Consider the following 17,425-nt stretch of genomic DNA (forward strand, 5'->3'; position numbering starts at 1 on the left):
CCCCACGGCCCCCAGGCCCTCACGCCTCCGAGTTCTTGCGGCGGCTCTTGCGCGGATGCACCGCACGGCTCAGCCGACGGCCGAGCAGCAGGTAACCGACGAGCGCCCCGCTGGTGTTGAGGATGACGTCGTCGACGTCGAAGGCGCGCCCGGTGATCACCGCACCCTGCACCAGTTCGACCAACATCATCACGGCCGCCGTGAGGAGGAGCACTCGCAGGATCCCGCGTGCCTTGGGGACCAGGACGGGCAGCAGCACCCCGAAGGGGATGCCGAGGACGAGGTTGCCGCCGATCTGCTTGAAGGCGTCACGCAGTTCGGGCTGGTCCAGATAGGCGCGCAGGGAACGGCCGGGATGCAGGTTGCTGTGCGTCAGGGCCTCGGAGGCCGGCGACGGCTGCAACGTGATCTGGGCCAGCGCGGCGGCGAAGGCCACCATCGCCGCGAAGGCGATGAGCATGACCAGGAACCGTACGACAAAGGGAAGTGGCCGTCGTTCGCCTGGAGCAGTCGACGGTCGGGGGTCGGACTTGGAGTCGGGAGAGCGCGACTTCTTGGTACGAGGGCTGGTCTTCTTCGTGCCGGAACCGGCCTTCTTGGTGCCGGAATGAGATGTGGAGCGAAGGCGTAGTGCGATGCGCGGGCGTGACACTGCGCGGGCCATTCAACCCTCCAGTTTTCAACTGTCGTCCGATGACAGGCGAGTACCCCCGAAGGGGCCGAAGATGCCGACGACATGTGTGCCTGGCCCGAGCCGCCGATCGCCCCGGCGCTGGTTCGTGCTGCCGGGGCGATCGGTGTGCTCGGGCCGGAGGGGCGACGGTGGCGTCGACGAGCGTGCGCGGGCCCAGGCCCCGGTCCGGGTCATGGGCAGAGGCCCATGACCCGGACCGTATGCGTCACGGGCCGAGGCTCATGACCTGAGCCTGAGGAGTCACGGGTGGAGGCTCATGACCCGTACGTCACCTTCACCTCCTTGAAGCCCAGGGAGCCCAGCAGCCCCTTGAGCATGCCGGTGGTGTTCTCCTCGGCGCGGGCGGTCAGCTCGGTCTTCTTCGCGGCGTCACCGATGTGCCGGGCGGCGAGCCGCTGGACGGCCCGCTCGTCGTTCGGGTTGTCCGAGAAGACGTCGCCGAGCCGGTCGAGGAGACCGCGCTGCTTGGAGACGGCGTAGGACTGGTCGGGGTCGAGTGCGGGCTTGCCCAGGGCGGCGTGGGGGAGCCTGAGCGTGGCCGAGGTGCGGTCCTTGTTGACCTTCACATCCTCGTCGCGGATCTTTCCGAGATCGACGTAGGCGTCCACGGTGCCCGCGCCCACATACAGGGTGCGGGTGCCACGGACCGCGTCCGGCAGGTACTTGGTGTCCTTCTCCAGATCCACCACCACCTGGAAGTTGCCCGAGGCGGCGTCGTAACGGCTCATGTCCTGAATGGACTTGAGGAGCGTGGGTCCGGTCCGGTCGTGGCTTTCCTCGCGGAAAACGTCACGCAGCCCGGGCAGCAGGCTCAGCTGCAGCCCGGCACCGAGTATCACCAGAACCAGCACGACCGCGCTCAGGATCTTGGCCCATCCGGGCATGCGCTTCAGGGACGTCGTCATGTGGCCGTCCTCCTTCCTCCTTCCTAGTGCCCCCCAAATGACCGGCCAGACAGGCGTGTTGACCGAATGGTTGACCGCGTGAGGACCTCGGTGACTTCCTGGTGCGAGGGCTGTTGCCCGGGACGCACCACGAGCAACGGACAGCCGCACAAGGTCTCTTCCGCCAAACCAGTTGCTCCCCGTCTCATCGGGCGGCGCGGCCCGCTTGAATGTGAACGTGACGAAATGGGATCGCCCGTACGCACTTCGGACCGCCGAGCTTCTGCCCGGGCTGCTGGAGCAGGTGGAGGCGGGGGCCGGCGGCGAGAGCGTGTGGCGCGAGCTGTGGACCATGCTGTGCGTCGAGGGAGAGACCCTCGTCCCGGGGAGTCTCGCCGCGCTGCCACGTCTGGTCGCGCTCGCCCGCCGTGAAACGCAGGCGTTGGAGATGGCCGCGGCGATCGTGCGCAGCGCGATGACGGACGACCAGGGCGAGTGCATGTTCGTGGAGAGCCGCGACGCCGTCGCAGAGCTTCGGGAACTGGTGGACCGGCGTCTCCGGACGCGTCCGGCCGACTACCTCTGGGGCTTTCGCACCCTCCTCGCGATCGAGGAGCAGTTCCACTGGAGTGCGGCCCTCGGTGACTTCAGCGACGACTTCTACACGGTGGCCTGTCCGCACTGCGCCCTGGACACGACCATCGCCATCGGCGGATACGGCAACTACTCGGCCCGCCGGGACTGGGAGGCGGGTGATGTCGACCGGCGCGAGCTGCGGCCGGCGTCGGTTGCGGAACTCGACGGCACGGGACGGTGGATGTACGACCTCGCGGTCCGTGACGGTCAGGACCGACTGGCCGAGGGGATCACCTATCTCATGGGCCGCGCGGAGTGCCCGCGCTGCGCCAGTGTGTTCCGCATGGCGGACGAGTACGCAGCCGCCAACCTCCCCCCAGTGTCTTCTGTTCGGATCGCGTGATCCAGGATCGGTTGACCTGTCCGTGATCCGGCGGGCTTCCTGGCGCGTTGGCCCTGGTAGAACAGTGACCGATGGGTGCCCGGGAGCGCGAACGAAAGGTGTACCGGCCGCTGTGGCGGGCCGGTCTTGAGGTGATCCCGAACGCCGTGCCGGACGGCACGATGCCGTTCGTCCTCGGGTACGGCGCCGAGGACGTGACGGGTGGTTTCTCCCACCGGTACGACACCCCGCGGCTCGTCGAGCGACTCAACGCGGACTGGTACGACCTCGCCGTCTCCTCGGGCCTTCTCGACCACCGGCGCGAGTTCCTCGTCCAGCTTCCACAGGGCACCCGGACGCACGGGGCCGCCCTGCGGAACATGCACGGCGGCAGCCACACCGCGCCGGCGGTCTGGACCCGGGTCCGGCTCCTGGAGCGCTGGGACATCATGGGCCGGGGCGCTGCATCTGCGTTCCTCGGCGTGCACGCGGGCCACGCGGGCTTCGCCATGATGGCCCTGGACACCAGCGTGTACGTCCATGCCTCGACGGGCGAGACCGGCGTCGACGTGCTCGCGGTGCGCCACCCGGACCGCTCGGAGAACATCCTGCGGCACCTGGAGTGGATCACCCTTCACGACAGCCCCTACGTCCACCGCGAGTTCAAGCAGCGGATCGCCGCCTGGCTCGCGTACCGCCGAAGGAGCGCCGCCTGAACTCGACGAGCCGTGCGCGTTCGTCGGGATCACTGAGACGGCACGGCTGGGTGATCAGGGGCGGACCTGGTACGCCTTGACCGCGGCCCACGACCGTGTCCTGGCATTTCGGCGCGAGAGGTTCCGGGTGTGTCACCAGTCCCCTTGCCGGCATCAACGCAGCAGTCGGCTGACCCACGGATGTGATCCGTAGGCCTGGGTGATGGCGTCGACGAGCCAGTGTCGCTGGTCGTCGGTGAGTACGGGCAGGGCTGCGGCAAGGTCTGTTTCGTCCTTGGGCCGGGGCTCCTTGGCCTTGTAGAAGAGTTGCACCTCCGGTGCGAGGTAGGGGATACCGCCGGTGGAGATCAGGCCGAGCTTGTCGAGCGGACGACGTACTCGCGGATCACGGCGTGACACCCACTCCTGGCCATGGGATTCGTCGAGCATGATCTGGATCCGCCAGGGTTCGCCCGGCCCCGGCCGGCACCAGATGTCGTGCACGCTCTCCGGAAGAGCCTCGTCGGACGCCCACGGACGAAGGTTCCCGGGCGGATCGGCGGCCCACCATTCCCAGTCCGGCAGGGACTGTTGGACGGCGAGCTGGTCGCGTCGGAGCAGCAGGACATCAACGTCCCCGTGATCCCGGATGCGCCGGCCTACCGCGAATTCAATCGCCAAGCCGCCCGCCACCCACCAGGGGTTCCTCACATCGCGGAACCGGTCAGCGACTTCGGTGAGGGGCGCGGGATCCCATCTGCCCAAGGGGGTGTGCTCGTACGTCATGTCGCCCATCCTGGAGGAACTGCGGCCCGTTCCCGCTCCCGTGACCCTCGCTCACCAGAGGCCGCTGGGCTCCCTCTCGGCAGCCCGGAGCAGGATGCCCCGCGTGGACCCCATCCCGTACTTGTCGACCTTGCTGGAGAGTTCGGCCACGTCCAGCAGGAGCGGCCGGATGTCGAGGCCGGCGTCGCGGGCCTGCCCGCACAGATCGTTCAGGGCGACCATCATGTCCCGGGTGTCCTGGCCCTGATCCCCGACCGACATCTCCACCAGTCGCTGCCGGAAGCCTTGGGGCGTGGGCTCGAAGGGCAGCGTCGTCGCCCAGGCGAAATAGTGACACCGTTCCAGGAGCGCACGCAGGGCGGCCCGTACGTCCTCGTCGCCCTCCTCGTAGAGGGAGAGCACGTCCCGCAGTGCCGCCTCGGCCTCCGGTCGGATCCCCGCCTCGTCCAGCGGACGCGGGCCCTCCCGCAGCTTCCGCATCCAGTCGGGGTCGGTGACATCCACCGGCCTCCTCGCGATGGGCTCGATGCACGCGTCGATCACCGCGACCCATTCATCGAGTTCCGCCAGTTCCGCCAGTTCCGCTGGTTCCCCCATCGCGTCCTTCCCCCTCCGAACGGCCATCGGCGGCATGCCGCAACCCGCCCTCCGCGGCGGGAGGATGGGGCCGTAGGCGCATAGTGCCGCCCCGGCCTTGCCCGGGCACGCGACCGGCCCGGCTCTTCGTGGGGGCAGTCTCTGGTGACGGATCTTCCCCGTCCCGTGGTGCCGTGTCGAGGACGGCGTCCAATAGGTGCCGGGAGCTCTCGAGTTGGCCGATTGCCTCGGTGATGCGGGTGCGTTCGCGCCGCAGCTCGGCGATGAAGGTGGGGCAGCCGGCCGGCACCCTCAGCTCGTCCTTGTCGCGTACGCAGTGCACGAGCCCGGCGATGACCGCGGTGGAGAGTCCGGCGGCGAGCATGGCCCGGATGTGGTGCACCGCCGCGACGTCCGCCTCGGCGTATTCACGGTAGCCGTTGCCCAATCGGTCCGGCCGGAGCAGGCCTTGCTCCTCGTAGTAGCGCAACAGCCGCCTGTTCACCCCGGTTTGGTGGGCGAGGTCGCCGATTCGCATCCCGGCCTTCTCCTTGACCTTCACATGGATGTGATGCCTTAGCGTCCCCCAGTATCGCCGATCGTGAAGCAGGGGAGCCGGGCCATGTCAGGTGCAGTGATCATTGGTGCGGGACCGGGGATCGGGCAGGCGGTCGCCCGTCGGTTCGCCAGGGAGGGAATGCCGATCACTCTGATCGCCAGGGGCGGGCAGACGCTGCGCGCCGTGGCGAGCGAGGTCGCTTCCCATGGCGCTTCCCGCGGCACTCCCCATGGCGCTCCCCATGGAGTTCCGGTCGTCACGTTGCAGGCCGACAGCACCGACCGGGCAGAGTTGGACGCGGCCCTCGACCGGGCCATCGGCGAGCACGGCGTGCCGGAGGTCGCCGTGTACAACGCCGCGCTCGTCCGTGTGGACGAGGTGGGTGAGATCTCGGTACGCGAACACATGGAGGCGTGGGCGGTCAATGTGGTCGGCGCGCTCAATGCCGCGGCACGACTCGCGCCGGCGATGGCGGCGCGCGGCCGTGGAACCTTCCTCGTCACGGGAGGCATGCCCGAGCCCAAGCCGCAGTACGTGAGTCTCTCCTTGGGCAAGGCGGGCGTCCGGACCCTGGTCGCGCTGCTCGATCAGCAGTACGGCTCCTCCGGGGTGCACGTGGCGAGCGTCACCGTGGACGGCCCGGTCGCTCCCGGCACCGACTTCGACCCCGACGACATCGCCGAGCACTACTGGCAGCTGCACACGCAGCCGCGTCACCTGTGGGACCGCGAGGTGCTGCACGCCGGCCGCTGCTGAGGGGCCCGGTCATAAGGACTCCGAGGCGGCCTCGGGCTGCCCGAGGACCTCGTCCATGCTCGACAGCGGAGGCAGCACGTCGTCGAGCCCGGTCACGTGCAGGATGCGCAGGGTCAGCGGGTGGGTGCAGACCAGGTGCAGCCGCCCGCCCTGGGCGAGGACCCGGCGCCGGGCGCGGTACAGCAGGCGCAGGCCCGAGCAGTCGAAGAACTCGATGTGCCGCAGGTCGAGCACGACCCGCGCGGCCGGGTGACCCGTGGCCGCGTCCAGGGCCGGGACGATGTCCAGCGCCGCGATGATGTCGATCTCCCCGTGGAACTCCAGCACGGTGTGCCCGCGGTCCTCGTGGACACGCAGATGAGGAGTGAACGGCGCGGACTCGTTGCGCACGACGACATCACCTCCAACAGGGTCACCGGGGGTCAGGGTGACGTCGTTCCTTGAGCGTAGACGCGGCCGTGTGCGGCTGGCGGCCGCCCAACCGTTCCCCACTCAGCAAGTTACCCTCGATGGGGTGAATTTCAGCATGTTCGATTGACATATGTCTTCGATTTAAAGGACGTGTCGCCCGTCAGTTTCAGGACAGCGACTGCCATGCCTTCGACAGTGCCTGCCGGAACTGGTCCGTCTGGTGCGCCGTGAGATCCCGGACCATGCGCTCCTCCAGCTCCCGCACGGGCTCGGCATGCCGAGCGAGCACATCGCGGCCAGACTCGGTGAGGAGAATCAGCAGCTCGCGGCGGTTGCGGGGATTGCGCTCACGCCGTACGAGACCGCGGGTCTCCAGGGACCGGATCACGTCGGCCACGGACTGCGCGGTCACGAACGAGTCGCGTGCGAGCTGCGCCGCGGACAGGCCGTCGTGCCGCTCCAGGACGGTGAGCGAGGTGTACTGCAGTGCGGTGATCCCCGTGGGCTTCAGCAACTCGTCGAGGCGGGACCGTACGACGAGTTCCACCTGCTTGACCATGTACAGGAGTGACGGGGGTGCCTTGGTGACGACCATGCGTTCAGCCTAGGGCATTGACAGGAAACCTGTCTGTAAAGAGACTGCGAACCAACAGGAATCCTGTTGGTTGAAATCTTGGCGATCGAGGCTGAGGAGTGGGCAATGACGACCACCTTCGAGAGCGGGCCCGGGCAGCTGTTCATCGGTGGACAGTGGCGCGAGGCGGCCGACGGAGCGCGTACGGACGTGTTCGATCCGTCCACCGGCCAGGTGGTCACGACGGTCGCGGAGGCCTCCGCCACCGATGTCGACACGGCCGTACGTGCCGCGCGGAAGGCGTTCGACAGCGGACCGTGGGCCACGATGAGCGGTCGTGAGCGCGGCCGGGTCCTGCACCGCGTCGCCGAGCTGATCCGGGAGAACGCGGACGAGATCGCGGCCCTGGAGAGCCAGGACGTCGGCAAGCCGATCACCCTGTGCCACGCGGTCGACGTCACGAACGCGGCCAACGACTACGAGTACTACGCCTCCCTCGCCTGGACCCTGGACGGCGCGACCAGGGACACCCCGCTCAACGGCCTCGCCTACACCAAGCCCGGCCCGATCGGTGTCGTCGCCGCGATCACGCCCTTCAACTTCCCGCTGATCCTCGCGGGCTCGAAGATCGCCCCGGCGCTCGCGGCGGGCAACACGGTCGTGCACAAGCCCGCCGAGGAGACCCCGCTCAGCGCCCTCTACATGGCCGCTCTGCTCCAGAAGGCGGGCGTCCCGGACGGCGTCTACAACGTCGTCACCGGTACGGGACCGATCGCGGGCGAGGCGCTCCTGCGCAACCCCGGCGTCGACAAGATCGCCTTCACCGGGTCCACCGCGGTGGGCCGGCACGCGGCGAGCGTCGCGGGCGAGGGCCTGAAGTCCGTCACCATGGAGCTCGGCGGCAACGCGGCGCACATCGTCTTCGAGGACGCCGACGTCGAGAAGGCCATCGGCGCGGTCATCAAGGGCTTCGTCTTCAACACCGGCCAGTTCTGCATGGGCGGGCCGCGCCTGCTCGTCGCACGCCCCCTCTACAACACGGTGGTCGGCATCCTCGCCGAAGCCGTCCCCGGCGTGCCGGTCGGCGACCCCCGGGAGCCCGGGACCGTCGTCGGGCCGATGGCGGGGGAGCGGCACCTGAAGAAGGTCGAGGAGTACGTCGAACTGGCCCGCAAGGAGGGCGGTCGCATCGTGTGCGGCGGCGAGCGCCTCGACCTGAACGGCGGCTTCTACTACAAGCCCACGGTCATCGCGGGCCTGTCGAACGACTCCCGGGTGGTCCAGGAGGAGATCTTCGGCCCGGTCCTGACCGTGCAGCCCTTCGACTCCGAGGACGAGGCCGTCGAGCTGGCCAACTCCACGCCGTACGGCCTGGCTTCGGGACTGCAGACCACCGACCTCGCCCGCGCGCACCGCGTCGCAGACCGGCTCCAGGCGGGCATCGTGTGGGTCAACGACTGGGCGATGCTCGACCCCGCGGTGCCCTTCGGAGGGGTCAAGGCCTCCGGCTTCGGCCGTGAGTACGGGCCCGAGGCGCTCGCCTCCTACACCAAGGTCAAGTCCGTCGTCATCTCGTTCGACTGAGCGCCCCGCAGCCGGGCCCACCCCTTCAACTCACCCTCACCCAAGGGAGTTCGCAGCATGTCCACCACCACTCGCGCAGCCGTGGTCGAGTCCGGGGGAGCGCCCTTCACCCTCGCCGACGTGGAGCTCGACGAGCCCCGCGCCCATGAGGTCCTGGTCCGGATCGTGGCCGCGGGCCTGTGTCACACGGACCTCGGGGTCGCGAGCGGCGGCCTGCCGTTCCCGCTGCCCGGCGTACTGGGCCACGAGGGCGCCGGGATCGTCGAGGCCGTCGGCCCGGACGTCGCGGGCGTCGAGCCCGGCGACCACGTCGTGCTCTCCTTCACCTCCTGCGGCTCCTGCCGCAACTGCCGCGACGGCCACCCGGCGTACTGCGCCGCCTGGCTGCCGCTGAACCTCCTCGGCGGACGCCGCGCCGACGGCTCCGCCACCATCAGCCGTGACGGGGCCCCGCTCGGCGGCCACTTCTTCGGCCAGTCCTCCTTCGCCGAACGGGCGTTGGTGGACGAGCGCAGCCTCGTCAAAGTCGACAGGGACATCCCGCTGGCGTCCCTCGCACCGCTGGGCTGCGGCGTACAGACAGGCGTGGGCGCGGTCTGGAACGTCCTTGAGCCCCGTACCGGCGACACGGTCGTGATCCTGGGCGCCGGCGCGGTCGGTCTGTCGGCGGTGATGGCCGCGGCACTGACGCCCGCGACCACTGTGATCGCCATTGACAAGGTCGTCGAACGGCTGGAGCTGGCAAGGGAGTTGGGCGCCACGCACACCGTGAACGCCAACGAGGCGGACATCGTCGAGGCGGTCCAGCTGATCACGAGCGGGGCAGGGGCCGACGGGGTCGTCGAGACCACCGGCAACGTCATCGTCCTGCGCAAGGGCGTGGACGCGCTCGCCGCCCGCGGTACGGCGGTGATCGTCGGCGCCCCACCGTTCGGTTCCGAGGTCGCCCTGGATGTCAACGGAATGCTCGGCGGCAAACGGCTGGTGGGCCTGACCCTCGGCGACCAGGAGACCCAGACCGCGATCCCGGCCCTGGTCAAGCTGGTCCGCGAGGGCCGCCTCCCACTGGACCGGCTGATCAGCACCTACGCCTTCGAGGACATCGGCCAGGCCGTCCAGGACATGAGCGCGGGCAAGACGATCAAGCCGGTACTGACGTTCGCCTGATATCCGGGCTTCACGCAAGGCGCCCTTTTGGGGGCGCGGGGAACTGCGCGGCCGGCCACAACCGGCCCGCAGCTCAACACCACCTGTGACACCCGCGCCCCACAAGGTGCTACCGAACCTGAAGAACAAGCTTCCCGACTGTCCGCCCGGTGTCCCCGAGCGCATGCGCCTTCGAGGCCTCGGCCAACGGAAACACCTCGGCAACCGTGGCACGCAGCCGCCCCGCGGCGACCAGCTCGGCGATCGCCCGCATCCCGGCCTGATCGGCCTCCACGAGCAGCTCGATCGCCCGCACACCGAGCCCCTGCGCCTCCTCGGAGAGCGCCGGCGACCCGGACGGCAGGATCGACACCAGGAGCCCGCCGGGCCGGAGGGTCTTGAGCGACCGCGACCGGTACTCGCCCCCGACCGTGTCCAGCACGACATCGACATCCCGCACGACCTCGGCGAAGTCGGTCTCGCGATAGTCGACCGTCTCGTCGACGCCCAGGCTCCGCAGGAACTCGTGCTTGCCCGCGCTGGCCGTACCGATCACGTAGGCCCCGCGCTCCTTGGCGATCTGCACGGCGAGATGCCCCACTCCGCCGGCCGCCGCGTGGATCAGCACCCGCTGACCCGGCCGGACGTCCGCCGTGTCGACCAGCGCCTGCCAGGCGGTCAGCGCGGCCAGCGGAATCGCGCCCGCCTGCGTGTGGTCGACCTCGGACGGCTTGTGCGCGAAGGCCCGCGCGGGACCGGTGACGTACTCGGCGTGCGCCCCTACGCCGTAGGGGTACGGCAGCATGCCGAAGACCTCGTCGCCCGGCTTGTGGAGGGTGACGCCGAGGCCGATCGCCTCGACGACGCCGGAGACGTCCCAGCCGAGGACGAACGGCGGCTTCCCGAGGAAGTTGCCGTTCGCCCGGTGCTTCCAGTCGGTCGGGTTGAGACCCGCCGCGTGCACCCGGATCAGCACCTCGCTCGGCCCGGGCCTCGGGATCTCCAGCTCCACTTCCTTGAGGACCTCGGGACCGCCGAGGACGTCCTGACTGATCGCGCGCATCGTGTTCTCAGTGCTCATGCGCTCCAGCCTGCCGGGCCGCGAGAGCCCAGGAAATGGCATGATTGCCATTGTTCGATAGGATCGTGCCATGCTGCAGACGCACTGCGGGGAGCGCCCCGCCCCCACCGAGAACTCCCGGCAGGGGGAGTACGACGGACCCGTGGAGCGGGTCGTCGTCCTGGCCCTGGACGGGGTCTACCCCTTCGAGCTCGGCATCCCGAACCGGGTCTTCGGCTCGGCCGAGGGCCGGTACGAGATCCTGACCTGCACGGTCGACGGGCAGCCGGTGCGCAGCAGCTCGGACTTCTCGATCACCGTCGAACACGGTCCGGAAGTGCTGCGTACGGCCGACACCGTCGTCATCCCGCCGTTCGCCCTGTCGCAGCTCAGCGCTGATCTCCCCGAGGCGGTGGCCGACGCGCTGAGGGCCATCCGGCCGGACGCCCGGATCGTCTCCATCTGTACGGGCGCCTTCGTCCTGGCGGCGGCGGGGATGCTCGCCGGACGCCGGGCGACCACGCACTGGCAGCTGGCCCCGCTGTTCCGGAAGATGTTCCCGGACGTGGACCTGGACGCCGATGTGCTGTTCGTCGACGAGGACTCCCTCCTCACCTCGGCGGGAGCCGCGTCCGGCGTGGACGTCTGCCTGCACCTCGTGCGCAAGGACCACGGCAGCGAGCTGGCCAACCGGGTGGCCCGGTCCTGCGTGGTGCCGCCGTGGCGGGACGGCGGTCAGGCCCAGTACATCGAACAGCCCGTGCCCGAACCCTCGACCGCGGGCACCGCGGCCACCCGGCAGTGGGCCCTGGAACGCCTCGGCGAACCGCTGACCCTGGGCGATCTCGCCGCCCACGCCCGGATGAGCCTGCGTACGTTCGCCCGCCGGTTCAACGACGAGGTCGGGATGAGCCCCGGCCGCTGGCTCATCCAGCAACGCGTCGTCCGCGCACGGCAGTTGCTCGAAGCCAGCGATCTGCCGGTGGACCAGATCGCGGGCGAGGTCGGCTTCGCGACCGGCACCTCGCTCCGGCAGCATCTGCACGCGGCGATCGGCGTCTCGCCACAGGCCTACCGGCGTACGTTCCAGGCGGCCCGGCAGAGCTGAAGCCGGCAGAGCCTAAGGGCGACGAATTCCGCCTGAACGTCCTGAGGGGCTCGTGCGTCGGAGGAGGGATACGGCGAAACGGCAGGCAGGGGGCACCATGCGGGGGATCAAGGCGGGCGGACTGGCGGTGGCGGGCATCGCGACGGTCGCGACACTCGTGACGGTGGTGGTGGAGAGCGGGAAGGGGCACACCGACGGAGGGCTCCTCGACGGCGGGCCCGCGTCGGCCACGCCGTACAGCGGACCGCTGCGCGTGCCGCACAAGGAGTATGACGAGGACAGTCAGCGGGCGACCGAGGCGGAGTCGGGCGCGGCGGGCCTGGCCCTGGAGTGCGAGGGGGACATCCACTCGGGCGGGTTCGGGGGCAACTGGAGCAAGGGCGACGGCGGTTCGACCCCGGCGGAAGGGCTTCAGGCGTACTTCGACATCGAGCAGCCGGGCGTCCCGAGGTCCGGCTACCGCGTGGAGCGCGACGACGGGGACCGGGTGCTCTTCTCGTACGATGTCGGGGGCCTGACCAAGGTGGCCGTCATCGTCGCCAAGGACCAGCCGAACCGGCCCGGTTGGGGCCCGGAGACGACCGCCTCGTGCGATCCGGCGGAGTTCCCCGAGACCTTCACCGACGACCAGGGCTACGAGGTCTGGACCGACGCGCGCGGCCGTCGGCTCTCGGTCAACACCATCAGCAGTTCCCAGGGGTCGGAGCACTGCGACTGGCAGTCGGCCCACTTCCTCGAACTGGGGCACGGGGCGAAGCGCGTGCTGTACGCCCGTGATCCCGAGGGCGTGCTGTCCGGCCTGCTCACCGCTCCGTACGACGGCGACGTCACCCTGCCCGACGGCGCCCGCGACACCGGCTACCGACACGGCGAGCGGGCGCTGTGGCTGACGGCCGACAAGAAGAAGGCGTACGTCCGCACGCCGGACGGGGTGGAGGCGTGGCCGGCGGTGAAGAAGGGGATGGGCTGCGACTGACCTACCGGCCGGCGGCGTTCTACCGGCTGGCGTGCAGGGCCACGAGCAGGCGCCACACCTTGTGGGCGATCTCCTCAGGGGTGGCCTCGACGAGCCCGTGCAGCCAGTCGGCGAGAACGCCCGCGAAGGTCGCGGCGACGGCCGAGGCGATGAGCGGGGCCTCCGGCGCGCCGACGAGTTCGCGCTCGGCGAGGCTGCGGGCCCGCAGGTCCTGGTGGAGTACGCGGCCGAGCGGTCCGCCGCCGCCCGGGCTCAACAGGGCACGGTAGAGCGGGGCATGAGGGGGCAGGCCCGCGAAGAACGTGAGCAGGGCGTCCGGCGCCGACCTGGGGTCGGGTCTGCCCCGCCAGGCGTGCAGGGCGTCCACGGCGTCCCGTACGACATCGGCGCAGGCGTCGACGGCCAGCGCCTCCAGGTCGGCGTAGTGCAGATAGAACGTGGCCCGGCCGACCCCGGCCGCGCGCACCAGCGCGGCGACGCTGACCTCCGCGAGCGGCCGGCGGGCGCACTCGTCGAGGAGGGCCCGGCGCAGCTTGGCCCGGGTGCGCTCGGCCCTGGGGTCGGCCGTGGAGTCGGCCCTGGGGTCGGAGGTCACCGGGCGACGAGGACGGCGGCCAGGGCGAGCGCGCCGGGCAGGGCCTGAGCGAAGAGGATGCGGCGGTTCGCGGTGACCGTGCCGTACACACCCGCGACGATCACGCACACCAGGAAGAAGACCTGGACGCGGAAGCCCGTCGGGTCGTCGGCGATCAGTCCCCAGACGAGGCCGGCCGCGAGGAAACCGTTGTAGAGCCCCTGGTTGGCGGCGAGCGCGGCGGTGGCCCGCGCCATCTCGGGGTCGAACCCGTGCAGCCCGCGCCCCGGCTTCTTCTCCCACAGGAACATCTCCAGAACCAGGATGTACGCGTGGAGAGCGGCGACGAGGCCGACCAGCACGTTGGCGAGTGTCTGCATGGGGAGTGGGCTCCTTCAGGGGGAACTTGCCGGGATTTCCTGGACAGGTGTCCACTATACATGGACACCTGTCCAGTAAATCCCCTGAGTCGAGACCCCTTGCGTCGAGATCCCCTGTGTCGAGATCCCCTGAGTTGAGGAGCGCTGCCGCTGCCCGGAGGCACTGTCGGACCCGGCCGCTACCGTCCTGTCCCATGAGTGACCACCACGACCAGGCAGTCGTCCGCCGGGCCCGCCCCGAGGACATCCCGGCGCTCGTCGCCTCCAGCGCGGCCCTGTTCGCCGAGGACGCGGGCACCCGGGACGCGACCGTCGACATCAACTGGCCTCTCGCACAAGGTGCGGAGAGATTCGCCGCGGGCATCGACGACCCGGCCCGGCTGTCGCTCGTGGCCGAGCACGACGGGGAAGTCATAGGGCACCTCGTGGGCACGGTCGCGGACGGCTCGGCCATGCGCCCGGTGAAGCTCGCCACCCTGCACAGCCTGTACGTGCGCCCGGCCCACCGCGGCACCCGGGCGGGAGCGCGGCTCGTGGCGGCCTTCCTCGACTGGGCGCGGGAACAGGGCGCCCAGCTGGCCGAGGTGACGGCGTACGCGGCCAACGCGGACGCGATCCGGTTCTACGAGCGCAACGGCTTCGGACGGCACACGCTCACCCTCGGTCAGGCGCTTTGATGCTTACCTTCGCCAGTCCCTGTGAAGCACCTTCGGCCGGTCCCTGTGGCGGTCGCCTTCGGCCAGTCGCTGTGACGCTCACCGTGCCCGGGCCGCCCTCCGCAACTTGAGTGCCCGCAGCGCCAGCTGCATCTCGAACTGGGTGGTGGGGTCGTGGAGCCGGTCGCCGAACAGCTCGTCGAGCTGGCGCATGCGATAGCGGACCGTCTGCGGATGGACGGCGAGACGGGCGGCCACCTCGCTCGCGTTGTGGCCGCATTCGAGCCAGCTGAGAAGTGTCTCCGCCAGGCGCTCGCGCTGGGGCAGCCGGATGGTGTCCAGCGGGCGCAGATGCCGGTCGGCCATCGCCTCCACCAGCGCCTCGTCGCGGAACAGCATCAGCGTGGCCAGATGGTCCCGGCAGCGCACCATCTCCGTGTCCGGCAGCACACCCCGCCGGGCCAGATCGAGTGCCTCGGCCGCCCACCGCAGGGACCTCGCCCCCTCCTGGATCGCGACGCTCGGCCCCATGACGGCCCGTAGGCCCTGGAGCGCACCGGCGACGGCACGCGCCCTTCCCGGGCCCTCCGGATCGGGCACCACCAGCACGGCCGGGCGCACGTCGAACCGCGCCAGGAACTCCGGCGGCACGATGGGGGGTTGGGCCGCACCGGCCTGCGCCCCGTGATCGATGACGACCACGGCCAGCGAACGCGGCACGGGCCACTGCGCGGTGTGCGCGAGATCAGTGATGGCCGCGACCGACGCGGGCGGGTCCACGATCAGCAGATCGATCAGCCGCGTACGCCGCTGCTGCAGCTCACCGGCCGCGTGCAGCCGCGCCTCCGTGTATCCGGCCGTCGTCGCTGCCGCCATCTCGTCCAGGTGCAGGAACAACGCCTCACCGAACGCGGCCAGCACATGGCGCGGCAGCAGATCGGCGTCGACCAGCGCGTTGATCCGGCGCCATGTCACCCGCGCACCGAGCCGCAGCGCCGACTGGAACGCGTCGAGACTGCGTCCCTCGTCCGCCTCGCCCCGGCCGATGCGCTGATACGTCGCCGTCACCGGCTGCCAGTCGGTGTCCGGCTTCGCCATCCGTTCCAGGAACCCCTGCAGTGCGTGCTCCACGCCCTGATGCACGACCTGCATGTACGTGTCGTCCGTCGGCCGCGCGTACTCAGGGATCTCGGTTCTGATCGCCCGTACGACCTCTTCGGTGATGTCGTCGAAGAAGGGTCTGAGATGGTCGTGCAGACCCGAAGGGAACGCCTTGAACGGGCCCTGGGCGTCCTCGGCCCTGACTGTGGCGTTCGTGGCCTCGATCTTCTCCAGCATGCGGAATCCGGTCACGCAGCGGCTCCTTCTGCGCACGGGAAGTAGGGCACGGTGACGATACCCGCAAGAATTCTGCCCAGCTTCATCGGCGACTGACAGACATGCACCGGGGGCTTGTCACTTCATGACAAGGGGAATCCTGGGCCTGGTCCTGCTCCGCGCCACCACCCGCCGATGACGCCCACGACGGCGCAGCGTCACCAGCGTCACGAACGCACCCGCGAGTACGCAGCACGCCGCGAGCCGGAGTCCGAGGTCGTAGCCCTCCAGGAACGCGCCGCGGGGATCGGCGCCGGAACGGAGCTCGGCGCTCTCACGCCGGGTGAGGACCACGCCCACCAGGACCACCCCGAACACACCGGAGACCTCGCGTGCCGCGCTCACCAGACCGGTCGCCATCCCCATCCCGGTCTCCGGAACCCGGTCGAGACTGCGCACGGTCAGGGGAGTGGTGAACGCGGAACCCCAGCCGATCAGCAGCAGCCCCGGCTGCAGATCCCAGAAGCCGGCCCGCGCACCCGCCCCCGAGACGTACAGCAGACCGACCGCCACCAGGCAGAGGCCACCCGCGATCGAGACATGCGCGCCCAGCGCCCGGGCTGCCCGCTCGGCCACCGGCGTCCCCAGCAGCAGCGCGCCCGCCAGCGGCAGAAACGCGAGCCCCGCACCCGTCGGCGAGAAGCCGAGCACCCGCTGGAGATAGAGGGCCGTGAAGAAGAACACCCCGTTGACGCCGATGCCCCACAGCACCTGCGCGGCGATCCCGCCGGTGAGGAACCGGTCGCGCAGGAGCCCCAGTTCGACCAGTGGCCGCGTGGTCCGGACCTCCACGACGACGAACGCACAGACGGCGACCGCCGAAACGCCCAGGCACAGTGGTACGGGCGCGGTGCCGAACCCGTGCTCCTGGCCGCGCACCAGACCGTAGGTGAGCAGATAGAGCGCGAGCACGGACAGCAGCACACCGGGCACATCGAGACCACCGCGCCGGGGAGCGGACCGGCCGGGCACGGCCGGCATCAGCAGCAGCACGATCAGCCCGAACGGGACGTTGAGCGCGAACACCCAGCCCCAGCCCCACCGTTGGGTGACGAAGCCGCCCACCACGGGTCCCAGTGCCAGCGCCACGGCCAGCGCCGCCGTCCACAGGCCCACGGCCGTCGCGCGCAGCCGCGCGGGCAGGTCGACCGCGATGACGGCGAGCGAGGCCGGGATGACCAGCGCGGCCCCCACCCCCTGCACCGTACGGGCCGCGATCAGCGTGCCCCCGCTGTCCGCGAGGGCTGCCGCCGCCGACGCCGCCGTGAAGACCACGACCCCGGCAGCCAGCACAGGTCTGCGGCCGAGCAGATCGGTCAGCCGTCCGCCCGGCAGCAGCAGCGCTCCGAAACTGAGCACATAACTGGCGGCCACCCACTCCAGGTCGGGCACCGTCAGACCCAGTTCGCGCTGCACGGTCGGCAGGGCCACATTGATGACCGTGTTGTCGAGCGTGGTGATGAACCCGGTCAGCGTGAGCAGGGAGAACAGCGCGAACAGCCGTGCACGTCCCACAAGACGCTCCTTCCGCCGTCGCACGGATTGTCGGCGGGAGAGGACCGCCCGGGCTCTGGCCCACGGCATGGAATCGACGGCACGCCTTTGTCAGCGAACTGACAGAAGGCGGCAGACGAACTGTCAGCACGTCGTCTAACCCGCCCCTCGCCCGGA

Annotated in this window: 19 protein-coding genes and 1 pseudogene; 8 read left to right on the forward strand and 12 right to left on the reverse strand. The window is 70.2% G+C overall.

Annotated elements, in window-relative coordinates:
* Window positions 1-19: 19 nt before the first annotated feature.
* Window positions 20-664, reverse strand: coding sequence for a VanZ family protein (locus tag AOK17_RS08345; protein WP_079052873.1), 645 nt, complete (start codon window positions 662-664; stop codon window positions 20-22).
* 284 nt (window positions 665-948) lie between these two features.
* Complete coding sequence (locus AOK17_RS08350; RefSeq protein ID WP_055611696.1) at window positions 949-1,599, reverse strand: DUF4230 domain-containing protein; 651 nt, start codon at window positions 1,597-1,599, stop codon at window positions 949-951.
* Between the two features lie 217 nt (window positions 1,600-1,816).
* On the opposite strand from AOK17_RS08350, the gene AOK17_RS08355 reads away from it, so the two are divergent.
* Both AOK17_RS08355 and AOK17_RS08360 read left to right on the forward strand, forming a co-directional pair.
* On the forward strand, window positions 1,817-2,557 hold the full coding sequence (locus AOK17_RS08355; RefSeq protein ID WP_055611697.1) for a hypothetical protein: 741 nt from the start codon (window positions 1,817-1,819) through the stop codon (window positions 2,555-2,557).
* Window positions 2,558-2,628: 71 nt separating this feature from the next.
* Window positions 2,629-3,252, forward strand: a complete 624-nt coding sequence (locus AOK17_RS08360) for a hypothetical protein (RefSeq protein WP_055611698.1) — start codon at window positions 2,629-2,631, stop codon at window positions 3,250-3,252.
* 153 nt (window positions 3,253-3,405) lie between these two features.
* On the opposite strand, the gene AOK17_RS08365 is transcribed toward AOK17_RS08360, so the two are convergent.
* The 3 genes and pseudogenes from AOK17_RS08365 to AOK17_RS52055 all read right to left on the reverse strand — a co-directional run.
* Window positions 3,406-4,017: a nucleotidyltransferase domain-containing protein gene (locus tag AOK17_RS08365; RefSeq protein ID WP_055611735.1), complete on the reverse strand. Its 612-nt coding sequence runs from the start codon at window positions 4,015-4,017 to the stop codon at window positions 3,406-3,408.
* Window positions 4,018-4,068: 51 nt separating this feature from the next.
* Window positions 4,069-4,614, reverse strand: a complete 546-nt coding sequence (locus AOK17_RS08370) for a hypothetical protein (protein ID WP_055611699.1) — start codon at window positions 4,612-4,614, stop codon at window positions 4,069-4,071.
* Between the two features lie 160 nt (window positions 4,615-4,774).
* Window positions 4,775-5,131: pseudogene (locus tag AOK17_RS52055) on the reverse strand (MerR family transcriptional regulator); the annotation flags it as partial.
* Window positions 5,132-5,215: 84 nt separating this feature from the next.
* Here AOK17_RS52055 and AOK17_RS08380 point away from each other — a divergent pair.
* The gene (locus tag AOK17_RS08380) at window positions 5,216-5,908 is read left to right on the forward strand and encodes an SDR family NAD(P)-dependent oxidoreductase (RefSeq protein WP_055611700.1); all 693 of its coding nucleotides are present in this window, start codon (window positions 5,216-5,218) and stop codon (window positions 5,906-5,908) included.
* Window positions 5,909-5,917: 9 nt separating this feature from the next.
* On the opposite strand, the gene AOK17_RS08385 is transcribed toward AOK17_RS08380, so the two are convergent.
* Window positions 5,918-6,298, reverse strand: coding sequence for an STAS domain-containing protein (locus tag AOK17_RS08385; RefSeq protein WP_079052875.1), 381 nt, complete (start codon window positions 6,296-6,298; stop codon window positions 5,918-5,920).
* A gap of 187 nt (window positions 6,299-6,485) precedes the next feature.
* Window positions 6,486-6,914: a MarR family winged helix-turn-helix transcriptional regulator gene (locus AOK17_RS08390; RefSeq protein ID WP_055611701.1), complete on the reverse strand. Its 429-nt coding sequence runs from the start codon at window positions 6,912-6,914 to the stop codon at window positions 6,486-6,488.
* Window positions 6,915-7,019: 105 nt separating this feature from the next.
* Here AOK17_RS08390 and AOK17_RS08395 point away from each other — a divergent pair, with 105 nt between their 5' ends.
* Both AOK17_RS08395 and AOK17_RS08400 read left to right on the forward strand, forming a co-directional pair.
* Window positions 7,020-8,477, forward strand: coding sequence for an aldehyde dehydrogenase family protein (locus tag AOK17_RS08395; RefSeq protein WP_055611702.1), 1,458 nt, complete (start codon window positions 7,020-7,022; stop codon window positions 8,475-8,477).
* 57 nt (window positions 8,478-8,534) lie between these two features.
* Complete coding sequence (locus AOK17_RS08400) at window positions 8,535-9,644, forward strand: NAD(P)-dependent alcohol dehydrogenase (protein ID WP_055611703.1); 1,110 nt, start codon at window positions 8,535-8,537, stop codon at window positions 9,642-9,644.
* Between the two features lie 109 nt (window positions 9,645-9,753).
* Here the strand turns inward: AOK17_RS08400 and AOK17_RS08405 are convergent, their stop codons facing one another.
* Window positions 9,754-10,704, reverse strand: a complete 951-nt coding sequence (locus AOK17_RS08405; RefSeq protein ID WP_055611704.1) for an NADP-dependent oxidoreductase — start codon at window positions 10,702-10,704, stop codon at window positions 9,754-9,756.
* Between the two features lie 70 nt (window positions 10,705-10,774).
* Here AOK17_RS08405 and AOK17_RS08410 point away from each other — a divergent pair, with 70 nt between their 5' ends.
* Window positions 10,775-11,791, forward strand: coding sequence for a GlxA family transcriptional regulator (locus AOK17_RS08410; protein ID WP_079052876.1), 1,017 nt, complete (start codon window positions 10,775-10,777; stop codon window positions 11,789-11,791).
* A 97-nt stretch (window positions 11,792-11,888) separates the two neighbouring features.
* Window positions 11,889-12,767 (forward strand): hypothetical protein, encoded by an 879-nt coding sequence (locus tag AOK17_RS08415; protein ID WP_055611705.1) that lies wholly within the window; start codon window positions 11,889-11,891, stop codon window positions 12,765-12,767.
* A 19-nt stretch (window positions 12,768-12,786) separates the two neighbouring features.
* Here the strand turns inward: AOK17_RS08415 and AOK17_RS08420 are convergent, their stop codons facing one another.
* Entirely contained in the window at window positions 12,787-13,362 is a 576-nt protein-coding gene (locus tag AOK17_RS08420) for a TetR/AcrR family transcriptional regulator (RefSeq protein ID WP_055611706.1), read from the reverse strand.
* Window positions 13,359-13,721, reverse strand: coding sequence for a DUF1304 domain-containing protein (locus AOK17_RS08425; protein WP_055611707.1), 363 nt, complete (start codon window positions 13,719-13,721; stop codon window positions 13,359-13,361). The genes AOK17_RS08420 and AOK17_RS08425 overlap by 4 nt, the downstream gene beginning before the upstream one ends.
* Before the next feature lie 194 nt (window positions 13,722-13,915).
* Here AOK17_RS08425 and AOK17_RS08430 point away from each other — a divergent pair, with 194 nt between their 5' ends.
* The gene (locus AOK17_RS08430; RefSeq protein ID WP_055611708.1) at window positions 13,916-14,398 is read left to right on the forward strand and encodes a GNAT family N-acetyltransferase; all 483 of its coding nucleotides are present in this window, start codon (window positions 13,916-13,918) and stop codon (window positions 14,396-14,398) included.
* A gap of 78 nt (window positions 14,399-14,476) precedes the next feature.
* Here AOK17_RS08430 and AOK17_RS08435 read toward each other — a convergent pair whose 3' ends face one another.
* Entirely contained in the window at window positions 14,477-15,730 is a 1,254-nt protein-coding gene (locus AOK17_RS08435) for a PucR family transcriptional regulator (RefSeq protein ID WP_245697058.1), read from the reverse strand.
* Window positions 15,731-15,832: 102 nt separating this feature from the next.
* Complete coding sequence (locus AOK17_RS08440; protein ID WP_055611709.1) at window positions 15,833-17,269, reverse strand: MFS transporter; 1,437 nt, start codon at window positions 17,267-17,269, stop codon at window positions 15,833-15,835.
* Window positions 17,270-17,425: the final 156 nt, after the last annotated feature.

The organism is Streptomyces phaeochromogenes (assembly GCF_001418655.1).
Taxonomy (GTDB): domain Bacteria; phylum Actinomycetota; class Actinomycetes; order Streptomycetales; family Streptomycetaceae; genus Streptomyces; species Streptomyces phaeochromogenes.